Here is a 16791-nt window from a genome sequence, read left to right on the forward strand (position 1 = left end):
TTTCTTATTAGTTTTAGACTTACGCTTAATACTGCTAGATAGAATGGCGATCCTAAACCAAGAGAGATCCGAACTTGTCAATGAAATCAAAAAGCTCAGAAACGAATTAAAGGAGCTGCACAACAAGTATGACCTCTTGTTAGAATCCTCTGCGAGTTTCTTTTTCATTTTCGAGGCGGATCAGGTGATCGAGTTCAGCCCAAAAGCTGAAGAGAAATTCGTCTTTGCCAATGACTTTGAGGACAAATCAGTAGAAGAAATACTCCCGATCTATCAGGTAGATGGAGAAGAAAGCAAGAAGAACTGGCTCTATCAGCTCAAAAAAGCAAGCTATGGAAAAAGTGAACCTTTTGAGTTTGAATTCATTGACAAAAATGGAAACTCCTTTCCCGTTATCTGTACACTTAGCAAAATCAAGGACGAGCGTTTTCTCGCCCATCTAGACCTAGTAGAAGAAACTGCTAATACCGCCAGCAATGCCAACTCCCTATCAGACAATGCGCCAGTTTTCATCCGTATCACCGATGAGTCTAACAAAGTCACTTACTTCAACAAAGGCTGGCAAAAACTACTAGGTGATAGGCACGGCGAGAAACATACCAACTGGAGTGAGCTGATACACCCAGATGACCAAGCACAGTACACGAGTGCATTAGATTTTGCGATTAGCAAAAAGAAGAAATTCGAATTCTCGTTTCGAATCAAAGACACAGATGACAACTATCACTGGTTGTTGGACTCTGGCATCCCTCGATATTCCAAGAATAACAAGTATCTCGGCTATGTGTTTGCCGCAGTTGACACTACGGAGAGAAAAAACTTAGAGCTGGAGACTACCAAGGATCAAGCCATCGCATCCGCAGAGATCACACTACAAGAGTCTCTCGACACCTCAGAAGTCGTCGCATTGACTACTGATACAGAAGGTACGATTCGCTTCTGCAACAGCAAGTTACTCAAGTATCTCAAGCGTGAGCTCAAGGATCTCGTAGGGATGAACCTGTTCGATGCGTTCATACCCGATGGGACGACCCAAATCAACCAAAAAAAATACGCCCAGCTAGCAGTCAAAGGCAAATTCACCAATCAACTTCAGGGTAAATTTTTCTCCCAAGATGAGCAAGAAATTCAGGTTAGGTTCAACGTCATCTTCCTAAAAGATGCCCTCAATGAGGTCTCAGGGATTAACCTCATCGGCGAGAACATTACAGAAAGACAGCTCGTCAAACGTCAGCTCGAACGCACCAACGATCAACTCAAAGAACTATTTGACAACTCCTACGATCTAATACAGATCTTTGATCAAGATGGCAGCTTCCAGTTCGTGAATCAGGCTTGGTCAGAAAAACTGGGTTATCATCAGCTCATCGACCAACTCAAATTCAAAGATATTGTAAGTCCAGATGAATGGAACAAAACCGTTGAAAACCTTGACAAGGTTATCAAAGGAGATCAATTGGATAGATTCGAGAGCGTGTTCCTATCCGATCAAGGCAAAAAAATATTTGTATCAGGTAGAGTCAATTGTTCGTTTGACGCAAACGGCAGAGCCCAATTTAGAGGAATATTCTATGACATTACCGAAAGAATCCGTACCGAAAAAGCGCAATCCCTTTACTTTAAAATAGCCAGCTACAATGTAGAAGGCATGCAGCTCAACGAGCTATATGAGAACCTATTCAATGAACTAAATAACATCCTCATCATCCGAAACATCTCTATATTGATTTCGTCGGATGACAAAGAGAAAAGTATCCCCTACTTTAAGACTGCACTAACCGATAAAAACGATATCGAGAAGCAGAAGAAGATCAATGAGCTGCTAAGTGACTACATCATGAAAAGCACACAGGCCAAGATGCTCTATCGTGAAGAGATAGAGGCCTATTTACAAAGTGTAGAAGAAGATTTTGGTGGCTATATCCCACAGGTATGGCTGGGTGTACCGATCACGGTAGGTAGCAAAAATATAGGATTGTTGACCATCCATTCCTTCGAGGACAGATCCGACTATAGTTACAAAGATTTAGAGCTTCTTTTTTTTGTATCCAGCCAAATATCATTGGCCATCGAACGAAAGCAAAACGAAGACAAAATCACCGATCAAGATGCACGGTTACGAGCTATTTTCCAGAGTAGTAGTCATCAAATTTGGTCGGTCAACAAAGACTATCAACTGACTTCATACAATGACAATTTCGCCAATAACCTCTCTCATAATTTTGGGGTAAATATAAAACTAGGGCAACTCATCAATCCAGAAGATAAAGAAGTCCAATCCAGATGGGAACAATACTACCAAGAAGCTTTTAAGGGAGATCCTATCAACTTTCAAAACAAGGAAACCACCAAAAATCAAGAGGTTAACTGGACTGAAGTATTTATTAACCCTATCGTCAAAACAGACGGACACATAGAAGAGGTGTCGGTCATCTCCAATGACATCACCGAAAAGAAAAACGCAGAGATTGCTCTATCCGAGAGCGAATCGAAGTTTAGAGAAATCTTCGAATCTATACAAGATATCTATATACGCTGCGATATGACGGGACGAATCAACATGATTAGTCCATCTGTAAGTACGCTTCAATTGACAGATGATGAGGTTATCGGTCGCAATATCATGAGCTTTTTTGTCTCAGACATTCCTCCAGAACAAATCATCAGCGAACTAGTCACCAAAGACACACTCCAAAACCTAGAAGCTAGACTCAAACGCCCAGTTGGTGAACAAATGGATTTCATATGTAACATTCGCTTGCTGCATAGAGATGGCCGTACCATTGGATTTGAAGGTGTAGCGAGGGATATATCTGTTCTCAAACGAACCAATATTGAACTACTAGAGGCCAAGGAGTTTGCAGAAAACTCATTAGCGATCAAGGAACGATTTCTAGCCAACATGAGTCATGAGATACGCACGCCGATGAATGGCATCATTGGAATGATAGACCTCTTGGGCAGTACAGAACTAGATCAGGAGCAGTTTGATTACGTGAAGACGATCAAAAAATCCTCTGAAACGCTCATGGTGATTCTCAATGACATTTTGGATCTCTCCAAAATCGAAGCAGGAAAAATGCAACTGAGAGAAAAACCAGTTCGTCTCATCAATACTTTCGAAAAACTCTATGACCTATTTTCTCAGCAGGCTCAACTCAACAACTCCTGCATATACTACCACTTAGACCAAAATACACCAGAGCGTATCATGGTTGATGAGACCAGATTATTTCAAATCCTATCCAACCTCACAAGCAACGCCATCAAGTTCTCCGAAGCAAAAGGCACGATCAACATAAGTCTAGTCCTCAAACAGACTGAGAACAACAAGCATCAATTCAAAGTCCAAGTCAAAGACGAAGGCATAGGAATACAAAAAAGCGAACTGGATAAGCTTTTCATCAATTTTAACCAACTCGACAATACCAGCACCAAATCTTATGGAGGTACTGGCCTGGGTCTCGCCATCTCCAAAGAACTCGTCAAGTCTATGGGAGGCAGAATCGGAGTAGCCTCTACCCCTGGACTCGGAAGCACCTTCTGGTTCACTTTTGAAGCAGGCATCATAGAAGATACGGAGGTTGAAACCAAAGAATCAGAGCCAGAGTCAAGTATCAACGTCCCCGAAGAATTTGCGCAGCGCGCTCCTAAAATCCTCGTCGTAGATGACAACAAAGTAAATCGCACAGTCGCCAGTCAAATACTAATCAAAGCAGGCTGTATTGTAGAGACCGCCGAGAGCGGGCAGATAGCCATCGACAAAGCCAGCACGATGGGGTTTGATCTTATATTCATGGATATACAAATGCCAGAGATGGATGGAGTCCAGACAACAGTCAAACTAAAATCGATGAATATCCCTAAACTCCCTCCTATAGTCGCAATGACCGCCTACTCTATGGAGGATGACGAACGAAAATTCCTAGAGGCAGGCCTTGACGACTATGTTGCCAAACCCATCAAAGCACAGGTCGTCATCAACAAAGTCAAAGATCATGTACACTTCGAACCTAAAGAAATCAAACAAGCTCTCAATGATGAAAAATTGGGTTTGGTGATCAATCAAAACACGCTCAATCAACTGTCTAAATATGGAGGTAAGGAATTGTTAGAATCAGTACTGTCTGACTTTGAGCTAGAGGCTAAAGAACTAATAGACAACTGCTTCACATTCTACACACAAAACGAAATAGAAGAGATTCGAAAAGAGCTTCACACACTCAAAGGAAGTGCAGGAACCCTCGGTATAGAGATACTAGAAAGTAAAGTGATTACACTAGAAAGACAACTCAAAACTGGAGATACCAAAGACCTAAAAACACAACTAAATTCCATTTTAGAATCATATTTTGAGTTCAAGGAAAATTACAAAAATATCCTTCAAAACTGATAGATTGTTTATAAATTGTGCTTCTTTTGGTTAGTTATAGAAGCCTAAAGTATTGCAAGTGCCTAGCACAACTATTGGTTAAAATGTCTGATAATGAAAAAAATAATAATTGCAGAAGACAGCTCAGTTATTCAAAATTTAACGAAGAAAATCTTACAGATTCAAAATTTCAGTATCACTTCAGTTAAAAATGGCCAAGAAGTTCTGAAAAAATTAGATGCTGAAGATTACGATCTAATCCTGATGGATATCAACATGCCCAAAATGGATGGAATGGAGTGTGCCAAACAAATCAGACAACTCAGCGACCCTATCAAATCCAAGATACCTATACTAGCGATCACTGGCAATGCAAGAAATTACTCTATCAGTGATTTCAATGAAGTCGGTATAAATGAATACATTCCTAAACCACTTAATTTCGATTTACTCGTAGACAAAGTAAAACTCTACACGGAAAAGGATGATTAAATACTCAAAACATTTTCTGAACAAACTGGAAGACCTCTTCTCTGAGTCAGATTATATTTTGAGATACGAAAAAGGGAATTTCCAATCGGGCTACTGCATCCTGAACGAATCTAAAGTCATTATTATCAATAAGTTCTATTCATTAGACGGAAAAATAAACTGTCTACTCGAAATCCTAAAGGAGGTGAAAATCTCTCACGAAAGATTGAGTGATAAGAATAAGAGCTTTTTGCACGAACTCACCAATAAGCAACTCGAACTTTGAAAATCACCTTCCTCGGCACAGGTACATCACAGGGCATACCCGTTATTGCATGTCAATGTGAGGTATGTAGCAGTGTGGATTTTAGAAATCAGCGCTTGAGATCATCTATCCTCATAGAACAAGAGGACACATGTATAGTCGTTGATACAGGCCCTGATTTTCGCCAGCAGATGCTTACTAGCCGTGTCAATCATTTGGATGCAGTCGTATTCACACATGAACACAAAGACCATGTAGCGGGCCTTGATGACATTCGCAGTTTCAACTTCAAACAAAAACGAGACATGCCGATTTATGGCCGTCCCACTGTGATCGATAGACTCAAAGTAGAATTTGGCTATGCTTTCTCTGAGGTAAAATACCCTGGCGTACCCACTTTTGAAGTTCGTGAAATAGAAAATGAGCCGTTTCAAATTGGTAAAATTAAGCTAACCCCTGTGGAAGTCATGCATTACAAACTACCCGTCTATGGTTTTAGAGTCGGGAAATTTGCCTACATCACAGATGCAAAAACTATTTCCGAGACTGAAAAAGACAAACTCAGAAACCTAGATGTATTGGTGCTCAATGCGCTTCAGGTCAAAGAGCATATCTCACACCTCACACTAGAAGAAGCTTTGGAATGGATAAAAGAACTACAACCCAAGAAAGCTTACTTTACTCACATTAGCCATTACCTAGGACTACATAGCGAGGTGCAAGAACAATTGCCTGATCACGTCTCCCTAGCCTATGATGGGTTGAGCATTTCACTCTGATGCAATTCAACTACTACTTTCTGCGATTTCTCAGCGAGGATCTCAAAGATCACTTGATTGGCAAACGACTTACTACATGTTTTAGCCAGAACAAAAATGAACTGGTCTTAGCATTCGAGGACGATCAAAGCACGTTTTATATCAAAGCAAACCTAGATGGCGAGGCGTCCCTCCTGTCCTTTCCCGAACAATTTGCACGGGCCAAAAGAAATTCAGCAGATCTGTTTGAAGACATCATCGATGAGACCGTCACGGGCATCAGACAATACGTGAATGAACGCTGCCTGACCATAGGGTTCGGTACATACAGTCTACTCTTCAAGCTACACGGCCGTCGTGCCAATGTGGTCTTATTCCATGACGAAGCATATGTAGCAATGTTTAAAAATGATCTAGTTGCAGACAAGCAGATTGACTTAATAGCTTTAGATCGCCCCATAGACCAAAGTCATGAGGCTATTCGGGCAGCAGACTTTGCATGGAAATCGATCTTCCCCACTTTCGATAAGAACCTAAAAAAGTATTTAGAAAGCAAAGGGTATCACGAGAGCGCTGATGATGAAAAGTTAGGACTGCTAGATCAGCTATTGGATCAGTTACTAGATCGGACTTTTTACCTCTATGAGACAGAAGCCCTCCCAAAAATGAGACTCATAACTGACCCTAGCTTAGGTGAAGTAACCGTGTTTACAGACACTATTGCCATTAGCAATGCTTATGCACGGGCATTTTTTCAAGAGTATCACTTCAACCGAGACAAGGAAAGAGCCATACGGCAAATCGAAAAGGAACTCCAAAAATCACAAAACTACCTCGAACACACCCAGACCAAAATTGATGCAATAGAGCAAGGTAGAAAATATGATGAGCTGGCCAATATACTTATGGCCAATCTGCATGTCCCTCTTGCTACAGAACAACGGAGCATTACACTTTTTGATTTCTATACCAATCAAGAGCTTGAGATCAAAATCAAACCCAAGATGAGCTTGCAAAAAAATGCAGAGGTCTACTATCGAAAATCTAAAAATCAAAATATAGAACTAGATACAGCCATCAAGAATCTACGTAAGAAAGAGAAACATGCACTACAACTCATGAAGGAGCTAGAAGCACTCAAAACCACAGTCAACTATCGGGATTTGAAAAAGCTTCTCAAGGATCAATCAAGTGCGGCACAAACCAACAAAGTCGTAGTTCCTTTCTACTCCTGTATGATTGATGGTTTTGAAGTTTATTTAGGAAAAAATGCTCGCAACAACGATCTGCTAACGCAAAAATATGCCAAGAAAAATGACACTTGGTTACATGCTAAAGATGTATCTGGCTCCCATGCTATCATTCGCAATCCCAACAACCAAATCATCGCCAAGCACATCATCGAAGAAGTAGCAGCCCTTGCTGCCTGGTATTCTAAAAGACAGCACGATACGCTCTGCCCTGTTCTATATACCCAAAAGAAATATGTTCGTAAACCCAAAGGAAGCCTACCTGGTCAAGTCATGGTGGATAGAGAACAAGTCGTATTAGTGAAGCCTAGCAGATCACTTCTGGAGGAATAGACAGCTTCTGTCATTGACAATTCGCTCCGTTATACTTACATTCATTTATGAACAATGAATTGAGATTACCAACAGCCTTAGTTCGTCACCTTCCTAACCGACCGCTAGCCCATCACACGTTCATAGTCATGAGGCTATCAATTTTATTATGTAACTAAACACAATTAACTATATGAAAGCATTACCGACATTAGGCAAATTTATCTATTCAATTCCAATGATGATCTTTGGACTGTTCCATTTTATGGGAGCTAAAGGCATGACAGGTATGATCCCCTCATACATACCCGGAGGCGTTTTTTGGGTTTATCTAACAGGTGTAGCGTTGATTGCAGCAGGATTAGGCATCCTTATTGGCAAAAAAGGTAGATTAGCGGCTCAGTTACTAGGTCTCATGCTGGTGCTATTTGCACTAATGATACACCTACCTGGTGCTACTAGTGGTGATCAAGCAGCTACTGCGATGTTTCTTAAGGATATTGCTCTGGGTGGTGGCGCTTGGGTGCTTTCAGGTCAGTTACGCAGCTAGATTCACATCACTGGTCGTTAACGTTAAGTTCTACTAACGATCAGTGTGTCAATATTTCCTCCTACCATGCGGCAGTTCTTTTGGATATATTCGTAGTGATGACCTCCCTTAATCAGTTTGTTGACAAAGTTTAAGTCTATCCCTTCCCCACCTGTTTTGGCTCCTTTGTCCAGCATATTGATCGTACCCATCACGACCCCACCCGCATAAAACCCAAGAGGTGATTTGGTATTACCTACTAGTTTAAGGAAAGCATTTGTTTCTGGGTTATTCTTAATACTGATCTGAAATTGTCCAGTGGTTTTGGCAGCAAGTTGCCATTTGCCACACCCGAAGGCTGTCCATATATCAAGACAAGCATATAGTTCGCTACTCTCATCCTTACCAACAGAACCTGCAATATATTCTGCCCAATAATCAGAGTTGATCATCTTACCTATCGTAAAGTAAGCGTTGCTTTCTCCTAATTTTTCTAAGAACTTTTTGATCGTTTTGATTCCACCTGGCCCCAACCTCTTTTTGGCTTGCATAAGGAGTTTGATCTCGATCATCGCCATATAGTTAGAAAAATGTTTGGTGATAGTCATATCAAATTGATCGATAAGACCTTTTTTTGAATCCAAACCACTCAAATTGAGCCCATTGATAGCCTCTACGACGCTATTGCCATTAGGAACGAATACATCGTCTACTTCGCCAACTTCATGCTGTAGCTTACCTAGACCAGGTGATTTATTGATCTTGCGTTTGAATCCTCTGAAGATTTCAAACCTACAGATACTATCACCTTGAGAGAGACACTGGATTTGTTTGCCTCGGAATGTGCCAGGCTCTACTTCGAATATTGCCTCTATCGCACCACACAAAAAACCCAAAGTAAAATAACTCACTCCTGATAACCCCTTGCTTCTTAACCCAAAATGACGTTTCCATGCCATGGCATAATGCTCTGATGTAGCGTCTATATAACCACCTTTGGGCTGTATACTCTCTAGATGAATCCTACCAAAGCCACAATGGGCGAAGTACTTTTCTACTGCTTCTTTCCGCCTCTCGATTTTAATAAAGCGTTCGTTGTCTTTGAAGTATCTGCTAAAGGAAGTAAAGGCAATCTCTTGCGAAGTAGTCACAAGCAAGTCTACGATATCGAATTTATTCCCCATATCCTCTATTCCCTTCTGAAGGTATAGGTTCAAGTACTCACTCTGGAAGTTCAGGGGTTCGTTAGCAAAGTAGTAAACACTTTTGTCCTCGAAATAAGTATCAAAAGATATTTCCATAGATACAGGTAAGATTTATAATCCAGTAGTTAATTGATCATTAAAGATTGGGCAATTTAATGCGAAATTATGATTTGCACCTACATTTTACCAATTCAGGGTAGAAAGATAGAATATCCTATTTGTTATTCTGGGGATAGAGTAGATAAAGATCAATCACTGCTTTAGTTCGAGCGAACAATTCTCTAAGAATGGCTTTTTTATGTTCGAATATCTCTGGAGTATCAGCCTGATAGCATTCTGCATTCATTCCTAACTTGTCTGCGATAAAAAGACACCTATAAGCATGGTACTCTTGGGTGACCATTACACACTGCTCGTACCCATAGACATCTCTGAGTCTAGCGACAGAGGCTAATGTTCTATCTCCATTGTCATCTAAAATAAGACTAGACTGTGGTATACCGTGCTCCATGAGGTACTCTTCCATCATTTGTGCTTCATTGTAATAGATAGAGTCACGCGAACCACTGAGCACCAGTTTTTCTACTTTTCCCGACTTATATAATTCCACTGCTGCCTCCATTCGATTAACGAAAAACGGATTATCAGCCCCTCCTATTAGTTTGCTACTCGTACCAAACACCAAGGCTACTTCAGCTCCTAGCACCTGTCTAGAGTCGTCGTAGATGCGGCCAGAAGTCTCGCCAATGATCCATACGTTACAGAATACCAGAAAGCCAAGAACTAGTAAAAATCCTCCGAAGAGGTAGCGAAAAAACTTCATTCAAATTTGGTTTGGTTTTGCTCGAAATACTTTAGGTGCATATCGATTTTGGGCACCACTTTCTGATACCACTCTAGCAACAAAGAAAACTTTTCTTCCGAAGAAAGTTGCCATCCTTCAGTCTTTCTTATCGCATGATTGTAAAATTCTAGCACGATAGCAGCACTGACCGAGATGTTAAAGCTCTCTGTAAAGCCTGCCATCGGAATAGTGATCAACTGGTCTGCATGCTCCTTCACATAGTTACTGATCCCTGTTTCCTCTGCTCCAAAGACCACTGCAGTCTTTTTGGTCAAATCCACCTCTCGGTAATCTACGGCCTCTCGCGGTGATGTCGCTAGAATTTGATACCCTTGCTCACGCAACATGGCAAAACAGGTTTTCACGTTTTGCTCTTGATCTTTATGATGATGGACAGTGAGCCACTTACCCGAGCCACGCAGGACATAAGGGTTGAAGTCGAACTTATTATTCTGCTCGACTACATGTACATCTTGTAGTCCTAGACATTCAGCCGTACGCATCACAGCACTGGCATTGTGCGATTTGAAGATATCCTCCACCACAAAAGTCAAATGACGAGTACGCTGATTCAGTACTTGTTCGAATTTTCTCTTCTTGTTATCCGTGACGTATTGATCCAGATAACGCAGTAGTTTCTGATCGTACGCTTGTTTATCAAAAGAGTCCAAGTTGATCTTTTTCATCCTTGTCACCCTTCTTCTTAGTATCCAGATCGACAGACGATCCTACATCATAGCCTTCTCCCGTTTTCTCTTCCTTCTTGACTTCTGCTTTGATGCTCTCCTTGAGCGCATCGAGTTCCGCTGTAGACGAAGAGTCAGGTATCGATTGCTCGACCACTATTTCCGTCACTGATAGGATGTTTTGGACAGGGAACTTGTTTCCTATGGCCTTCCAGCCTTTTTTGTCAATGATCTCAGAGAGTTCAAATTCTTTGACGGACTTGCTTCGTTCTCCCTTCTTGCGGTAGCCTATTTCTACTTTTGGGTTGGTCGTAGAGGTCAAGAAAAGCAACTTCGAGTTTTTAGTATCATTGATCAAATTGTAAGTCTTGTCAATACTCGTAGCTTCTATCGCAAACCGCTTGATGTAGGAAATCTTCGACTCACCATCTTGATGAATAGCTGTGACAATCCCATTCGGATCGAACTTTTCGATCTTATAAATTTGGTTCTGGTTGTAGTGATTAGAAAGCTCAAATGAGGTCAATTCACAGTTTCCATCTTTGAAAAAAACGATAATTTTATCATCCGCATTGAAGTTACCCAACAATACACCTCGTTCATCGCGGTTCAGTCGGCCAATGGTTTCGTCATACCAAATATCTGTCCCAGAGAGTGTTGACTTTCCTTCAGATTTAAGTACAACTTTACGTACAGGGTATTTGGTCAGTGTATTCCCTCCTGCCGCACGTCCTTTGATTTCTATATCCGCGAAATCAAAGTCAAAAACCTTTTTGCGTGCAGAAGAACCTGCCGTCAGGTATACCGTCACTAGCTCAGCTTCTCCATTTGGGTTGGCAGTGAAGTAGTGTACCTTAGATCCCTTGTCGCTTTTGGTCAGGTTATAGATACGGTCTCTGGTGATGGAGGTCACGCTGAAGCGCTTGACCATTGATCGTCCAGACTTACCATCCACATAGGCCATGTTGTAGACCATTCGCTCGTCGTTCTTGTTGAAGACCGCCGCATGGATGATATCCTTGCCTACAAAGACTTTATCTTGGATTTTGACTACTGAGAAGGTTCCGTTTTTGTGAAATACAATGATGTCATCCAAATCCGAACAGTCCGAAATGAATTCATCCTTCTTCATACCATAGCCTACAAATCCTTCTTTGAAATTGGCATACAACTTGGCATTGTTGGCCGCCACTGTCGTGGCAGTGATCGTTTCGATGGATGAGATTTCTGTCTTACGTTCTTTGCCCTCTCCGTATTTTTTGAGCAGGTTTTCGAAATAAGCCACGGCATAGTCTACCAGATTGGCCAAGTGATGCTCTACTTCCGCCAACTCCTCTTGCAGGCGCTTCATGAGCTCATCAGCCTTGAACTTGTCAAATTTAGAGATGCGCTTGATTTTGATCTCTGTCAATCGGATGATGTCGTCCTGCGTGATCTCACGGTAAAACTGCTCCTTGAACGGTTCCAGCCCCTGATCGATCGTTTCGAGTACGGCTTCCCACGTTTCGCATTCTTCTATGTCACGATAGATGCGGTTCTCTATAAATATTTTTTCAAGAGACGAAAACAGGATTTTCTCCAGCAATTCTCCTCTCTTGATTTCCAACTCTTGCTTGAGCAACTTGACCGTCTGATCTGTATTGATACGGAGGATCTCATCCACATTGGTGAATATAGGCTTCTCATCCACGATCACGCAGGCATTTGGCGAGATCGATACTTGACAATCCGTGAAAGCATACAATGCATCCATGGTAATGTCTGGAGAGACACCATTGGCCAGCTCCACCAAAATCTCAATATCCTTGGCAGTATTGTCTACCACCTTTTTGATTTTGATTTTCCCTTTGTCGTTGGCTTTAATAATAGACTCTATCACACTGGTGGTGGTGGTACCAAAAGGAATGTCCTTGATGACGAGTGTTTTCTTGTCATACTCTTCGATTTTCGCACGCACCTTTACTTTTCCGCCACGTCCCCCTTTGTTGTACTCCTCTATATCGATGACTCCACCCGTCTGAAAATCAGGATAAAGCTTGAAGGGTTTGCCTCTCAGGTGTTTGATAGATGCCTCGATCAACTCGCAGAAATTGTGCGGCAGGATTTTGGTAGATAGACCCACCGCGATCCCTTCTACCCCCTGAGCCAGTAGCAAGGGGAATTTTACAGGAAGTGTCACGGGCTCCTTCTTACGACCATCATAGGAGAGCTGCCAGTCTGTCGTCTGTGGGTTGTACAGGATATCCAGCGCCAGCTTGGAGGGCCGAGCTTCAATATACCTAGATGCTGCCGCACGATCCCCCGTGCGCACATCTCCCCAGTTGCCCTGCATATCGATGAGCAGTTCTTTTTGCCCGAGGTTGACCATGGCGTCACCGATGGACATGTCTCCGTGCGGGTGATACTGCATGGTAGATCCGATGATATTGGCAACCTTGTTGTACCTCCCGTCATCCATCTCCTTCATCGCATGGAGAATTCGTCGCTGCACAGGCTTCAAACCATCATTGATGGCAGGTACCGCGCGCTCTAGGATTACATAAGAGGCATAATCCAAAAACCAGTTTTCGTACAGCCCCGATACGGGCAGCACATTGTGGATTGGCTCGTTAGACTCGTTATTTAATTCTTCGTTTGGTTCTTGTCCGTTTTCTTCCATTTGTTACGCTACTTCCTCTACTAGGTCCTTTTCTACTCTTAATTTTTCGATGATAAAATTCTGTCGATCAGGCGTGTTTTTGCCCATATAAAATTTCAGAAGCTGTTCTACTTTCGTGTCTTTGTTGAGAATGACGGGTTCGAGACGAATGTCCTCTCCGATAAACTCTCCAAACTCCTCCGGTGAGATCTCTCCCAGTCCTTTGAACCGTGTGATCTCTGGCTTGTTACCTAGCTTGGCAATGGCCTTTTGACGCTCTTCATCTGAGTAGCAATAGATCGTTTCTTTCTTGTTTCTCACTCGAAACAATGGCGTCTCAAGAATGAACAAATGACCATTTTTGACCACTTCTGGGAAGAACTGTAAGAAGTAAGTCATCAATAGCAGGCGAATGTGCATCCCATCCACATCGGCATCCGTAGCAATGACAATTTTGCGGTAGCGCAACCCCTCTATCCCGTCCTCAATATTGAGTGCATGTTGGAGTAGGTTGAACTCTTCGTTTTCATACACGACCTTCTTTGTACTCCCAAAGCAGTTAAACGGCTTGCCTCTCAAACTGAAAACCGCCTGCGTCTGTACATCGCGTGATTTAGTGATGGATCCACTAGCAGAGTCTCCTTCTGTGATGAAAAGCATCGTCCCATTCTTCTTGTCCTCGTCTCCTTTTTTGTCATCAAAATGGAGACGACAGTCTCTTAGTTTTTTGTTGTGTAGATTGGCTTTTTTCGCACGCTCATTGGCAAGTTTTTTGATACCAGCGATGTCTTTGCGCTCACGCTCAGACTGAAGGATACGCTTGAGTAGAGCATCTGCTGTCTCTGGGTTTTTGTGCAAATAGTCGTCGAGACTCTTTCGGAGAAAATCCAATACGAAAGTCCGCATGGTCGCTCCCTCTGGCACCACGGTCAACGAACCTAGCTTGGTCTTGGTCTGAGACTCAAATACGGGCTCCTGTACCCGAACAGCGATCGCTCCGACGATACTGGCTCGGATATCAGCTGCATCATAGTCCTTCTTGTAGAAATCCCTGACCACTTTGACTACTGCCTCTCTGAATGCTGCGAGGTGTGTTCCTCCCTGCGTCGTGTTTTGCCCATTGACAAATGAATAGTACTCTTCTCCATACTGATTGGAGTGTGTCAGAGCAATTTCTATATCTTCACCTTTGAGGTGTATGATTGGATAGCGTTGGCTTTCTACATCTGTCTTCTTCGCCAAAAGGTCTTTGAGACCGTTTTCGCTATGGTATTTCTGCCCGTTGAAATTGATCGTCAATCCTGCGTTGAGGAAGGCGTAATTCCATATCAGGTTGTCGAGATATTCTGGAATAAAATGGTAGTTTTTGAATACTGACGCATCTGGCTCGAAGGTTATCTTGGTCCCATTGCGCTGCTCTGACTTTTCTACTGGCGAGTCGAGCGTGATGTTGCCCGCATTGAACTCTGCCATTTTGGTTTCTCCATCACGGAAGGACTGCACGCGAAAATAGGTCGAGAGAGCGTTGACCGCTTTTGTACCCACGCCATTTAGCCCTACCGATTTTTGAAAGGCTGAAGAGTCGTATTTTCCACCCGTATTGATTTTGGAAACACAGTCCACGACCTTACCCAGCGGAATACCACGTCCATAGTCTCTCACCTCTACGCGATGATCACCGACCTTGACCTGGATAGTCTTGCCATATCCCATCATGTGCTCATCGATACAGTTGTCCATGACTTCTTTGACGAGTACATAGATCCCATCGTCATGTGCAGAACCATCACCAAGTTTACCGATATACATACCAGGACGGAGACGGATATGCTCTTTCCAATCGAGGGATTTGATACTATCTTCCGTGTATTCAACTTTTTCAGCCATAATATCTTTTGATCAATCTAGTCGATGTGCCAAAACAGACACATCAGTCGTGCGAAACAGACCGTGAATATAGCCGATTTGATATGAAAAAATAAAGTCATTTTTCCGCTCAAAAAATCAATTCATATCTAAGTCATTGGAGAATTTATTGAATCAAATAGCGATAACTATCTGATAAGCAATATGTTTTTACTTCTTGGTGATTTGTAGATACAAAAACCAAAAAATCCACAAGATGATAAATATCGGCCCTAAGTACACCAATACTGTGTAGTCGGTGATATCCAAGTTTTTTCTGGACTGGAAGAGGCCAAGATAAATAATGGAAAGGATGTAAGTAACATTGAACATCAGCGAAAGTCCATTGATCCAATGGTACATACTTTCGGATTTGGTCATCTGACCAAAATCGATCAAGTCCATATCCACTTCGCTTTGTTTCAAACGTCTATACAAGAAGATAAGCCCATTAGTCACCACAAAAACGCCTATCGCCAGATAAAACAACATACTCTTATCCACACTATGCGTAGCTAAACCGCTCGCATTAAAATACACATCGATCTGCGCTGGGAACAGTGCGTAATAATAGAGCAATACGATTAAAAAAATAGGAACAGAAATGAGATAGCAGAACTTGATTGCCTTTACCATAATGGAATTAAATTTCAGATTGCAAAACTAAGCAAAGTGCGAGCAAGAAAAAACTCAATTCGTCTGTGCTTCGTCACTACCAAACACTTTTTGGATGATGGCACTGGCATAGTCGAGTGGGTTAGCTCTGATCTTCTTCTCTTCCTCCCCTATCAGGTAAAACAAGCCTTCAACTGCTCGCTCCGTAGCATACCCATCTATTGATTCGGGCAGCTCCTGATTGATATAATCCTTGACGGCAATGGTTTGAGTGGTCACTACCAAATTAACCTCATACTCGTAAGCCAAAAAACCCTGGATGCTAGCATAAAGGGTAGTCGCCTGTGTCTGATCTAGTGCAGATTTGATATCTGGCTGAAAACTATCAATCAGCTGACTCCTCGTCTTGCTGATGAAATACTCAGTAGCAGAGGTTTCGCCTCCCTGCAGGATCGCCAAGGCATCTGTAATACTCATACTCGTGATCGCATCGACGAATATAGGCGATGCTTTCTGTGCTGCGGATTCTGCGCCGCGATTCATAGCGGTAATCAACTCTTCGAAAGGATCCTGATCAATATCAGGGGTAGCAGCGATGTACACATCCATGATGGTGCTATACTTCACTCCCACTACAGGCACAGAGCCATTCGCTATGGTCTCTTGAAGTGCGGCTACTTCGGTGGGTAAAAATATCTTGATCAATTCATTTTTAAGGTAACCATCTGTGGCAGACGCCGAAGTAGTCGATTCGTCCACTCCTTCGTTGAGCGCTGCTTTGAGTCCCTCAGCGATTTCTTGTTCGGACAGGGGCAGGTCAAAGAACTTTTCAGCTTCTTCGCAACTACACATCAGCAACAATATCAGGCACGGAATCAATAACAATGTTTTTCTCATAGCGGTAATTTCTTATCTGGCTCAAATGTAACATTGTCTAAAAG

The 16791-nt window shown here is 42.3% G+C and carries 13 protein-coding genes; 6 read left to right on the plus strand and 7 right to left on the minus strand.

Annotation, left to right across the window (positions count from 1 at the left end; all coding sequences use genetic code 11):
* The first annotated feature begins 43 nt into the window (after positions 1-43).
* From BGP76_RS07185 to BGP76_RS07210, 6 genes are all read left to right on the plus strand, one after another.
* Positions 44-4393, plus strand: a complete 4350-nt coding sequence (locus tag BGP76_RS07185; RefSeq protein WP_119844120.1) for a PAS domain S-box protein — start codon at positions 44-46, stop codon at positions 4391-4393.
* A gap of 93 nt (positions 4394-4486) precedes the next feature.
* A complete protein-coding gene (locus BGP76_RS07190) occupies positions 4487-4864 on the plus strand; it encodes a response regulator (RefSeq protein WP_073123314.1) in 378 nt (125 codons plus the stop codon).
* Entirely contained in the window at positions 4857-5129 is a 273-nt protein-coding gene (locus BGP76_RS07195; RefSeq protein ID WP_073123316.1) for a hypothetical protein, read from the plus strand. The genes BGP76_RS07190 and BGP76_RS07195 overlap by 8 nt, the downstream gene beginning before the upstream one ends.
* The gene (locus tag BGP76_RS07200; RefSeq protein ID WP_073123318.1) at positions 5126-5887 is read left to right on the plus strand and encodes an MBL fold metallo-hydrolase; all 762 of its coding nucleotides are present in this window, start codon (positions 5126-5128) and stop codon (positions 5885-5887) included. The genes BGP76_RS07195 and BGP76_RS07200 overlap by 4 nt, the downstream gene beginning before the upstream one ends.
* Entirely contained in the window at positions 5887-7449 is a 1563-nt protein-coding gene (locus tag BGP76_RS07205; RefSeq protein ID WP_119844122.1) for an NFACT RNA binding domain-containing protein, read from the plus strand. The genes BGP76_RS07200 and BGP76_RS07205 overlap by 1 nt, the downstream gene beginning before the upstream one ends.
* Before the next feature lie 172 nt (positions 7450-7621).
* The gene (locus BGP76_RS07210) at positions 7622-7978 is read left to right on the plus strand and encodes a DoxX family membrane protein (RefSeq protein ID WP_119844123.1); all 357 of its coding nucleotides are present in this window, start codon (positions 7622-7624) and stop codon (positions 7976-7978) included.
* 23 nt (positions 7979-8001) lie between these two features.
* Here BGP76_RS07210 and BGP76_RS07215 read toward each other — a convergent pair whose 3' ends face one another.
* The 7 genes from BGP76_RS07215 to BGP76_RS07245 form a co-directional block, all read right to left on the minus strand.
* The gene (locus tag BGP76_RS07215; RefSeq protein WP_119844124.1) at positions 8002-9258 is read right to left on the minus strand and encodes a 4-vinyl reductase; all 1257 of its coding nucleotides are present in this window, start codon (positions 9256-9258) and stop codon (positions 8002-8004) included.
* A gap of 118 nt (positions 9259-9376) precedes the next feature.
* A complete protein-coding gene (locus BGP76_RS07220; RefSeq protein WP_073123326.1) occupies positions 9377-9985 on the minus strand; it encodes a vancomycin high temperature exclusion protein in 609 nt (202 codons plus the stop codon).
* A complete protein-coding gene (locus tag BGP76_RS07225) occupies positions 9982-10692 on the minus strand; it encodes an RNA methyltransferase (RefSeq protein WP_119844125.1) in 711 nt (236 codons plus the stop codon). The genes BGP76_RS07220 and BGP76_RS07225 overlap by 4 nt, the downstream gene beginning before the upstream one ends.
* Positions 10664-13351 (minus strand): DNA gyrase/topoisomerase IV subunit A, encoded by a 2688-nt coding sequence (locus BGP76_RS07230; protein ID WP_119844126.1) that lies wholly within the window; start codon positions 13349-13351, stop codon positions 10664-10666. Before BGP76_RS07230 ends, BGP76_RS07225 begins: the two co-directional genes overlap by 29 nt.
* Before the next feature lie 3 nt (positions 13352-13354).
* Positions 13355-15217: a DNA topoisomerase IV subunit B gene (locus BGP76_RS07235; RefSeq protein ID WP_099600723.1), complete on the minus strand. Its 1863-nt coding sequence runs from the start codon at positions 15215-15217 to the stop codon at positions 13355-13357.
* Between the two features lie 189 nt (positions 15218-15406).
* Entirely contained in the window at positions 15407-15871 is a 465-nt protein-coding gene (locus BGP76_RS07240) for a hypothetical protein (protein ID WP_119844127.1), read from the minus strand.
* Positions 15872-15925: 54 nt separating this feature from the next.
* Positions 15926-16747, minus strand: coding sequence for a DUF4197 domain-containing protein (locus BGP76_RS07245; RefSeq protein ID WP_119844128.1), 822 nt, complete (start codon positions 16745-16747; stop codon positions 15926-15928).
* Positions 16748-16791 lie beyond the last annotated feature (44 nt).

Source organism: Reichenbachiella sp. MSK19-1, from assembly GCF_003590315.1.
Classification (GTDB): Bacteria; Bacteroidota; Bacteroidia; order Cytophagales; family Cyclobacteriaceae; genus Reichenbachiella; species Reichenbachiella agariperforans.

What these genes read in the sequence shown, in the direction of transcription:
- BGP76_RS07185 (WP_119844120.1), top strand. Translation starts at nt 44, where the DNA reads ATGGCGATCCTAAACCAAGAGAGATCCGAACTTGTCAATGAAATCAAA.
- BGP76_RS07190 (WP_073123314.1), top strand. Translation starts at nt 4,487, where the DNA reads ATGAAAAAAATAATAATTGCAGAAGACAGCTCAGTTATTCAAAATTTA.
- BGP76_RS07195 (WP_073123316.1), top strand. Translation starts at nt 4,857, where the DNA reads ATGATTAAATACTCAAAACATTTTCTGAACAAACTGGAAGACCTCTTC.
- BGP76_RS07205 (WP_119844122.1), top strand. Translation starts at nt 5,887, where the DNA reads ATGCAATTCAACTACTACTTTCTGCGATTTCTCAGCGAGGATCTCAAA.
- BGP76_RS07210 (WP_119844123.1), top strand. Translation starts at nt 7,622, where the DNA reads ATGAAAGCATTACCGACATTAGGCAAATTTATCTATTCAATTCCAATG.
- BGP76_RS07215 (WP_119844124.1), bottom strand. Translation starts at nt 9,258, where the DNA reads ATGGAAATATCTTTTGATACTTATTTCGAGGACAAAAGTGTTTACTAC.
- BGP76_RS07220 (WP_073123326.1), bottom strand. Translation starts at nt 9,985, where the DNA reads ATGAAGTTTTTTCGCTACCTCTTCGGAGGATTTTTACTAGTTCTTGGC.
- BGP76_RS07225 (WP_119844125.1), bottom strand. Translation starts at nt 10,692, where the DNA reads ATGAAAAAGATCAACTTGGACTCTTTTGATAAACAAGCGTACGATCAG.
- BGP76_RS07230 (WP_119844126.1), bottom strand. Translation starts at nt 13,351, where the DNA reads ATGGAAGAAAACGGACAAGAACCAAACGAAGAATTAAATAACGAGTCT.
- BGP76_RS07235 (WP_099600723.1), bottom strand. Translation starts at nt 15,217, where the DNA reads ATGGCTGAAAAAGTTGAATACACGGAAGATAGTATCAAATCCCTCGAT.
- BGP76_RS07240 (WP_119844127.1), bottom strand. Translation starts at nt 15,871, where the DNA reads ATGGTAAAGGCAATCAAGTTCTGCTATCTCATTTCTGTTCCTATTTTT.
- BGP76_RS07245 (WP_119844128.1), bottom strand. Translation starts at nt 16,747, where the DNA reads ATGAGAAAAACATTGTTATTGATTCCGTGCCTGATATTGTTGCTGATG.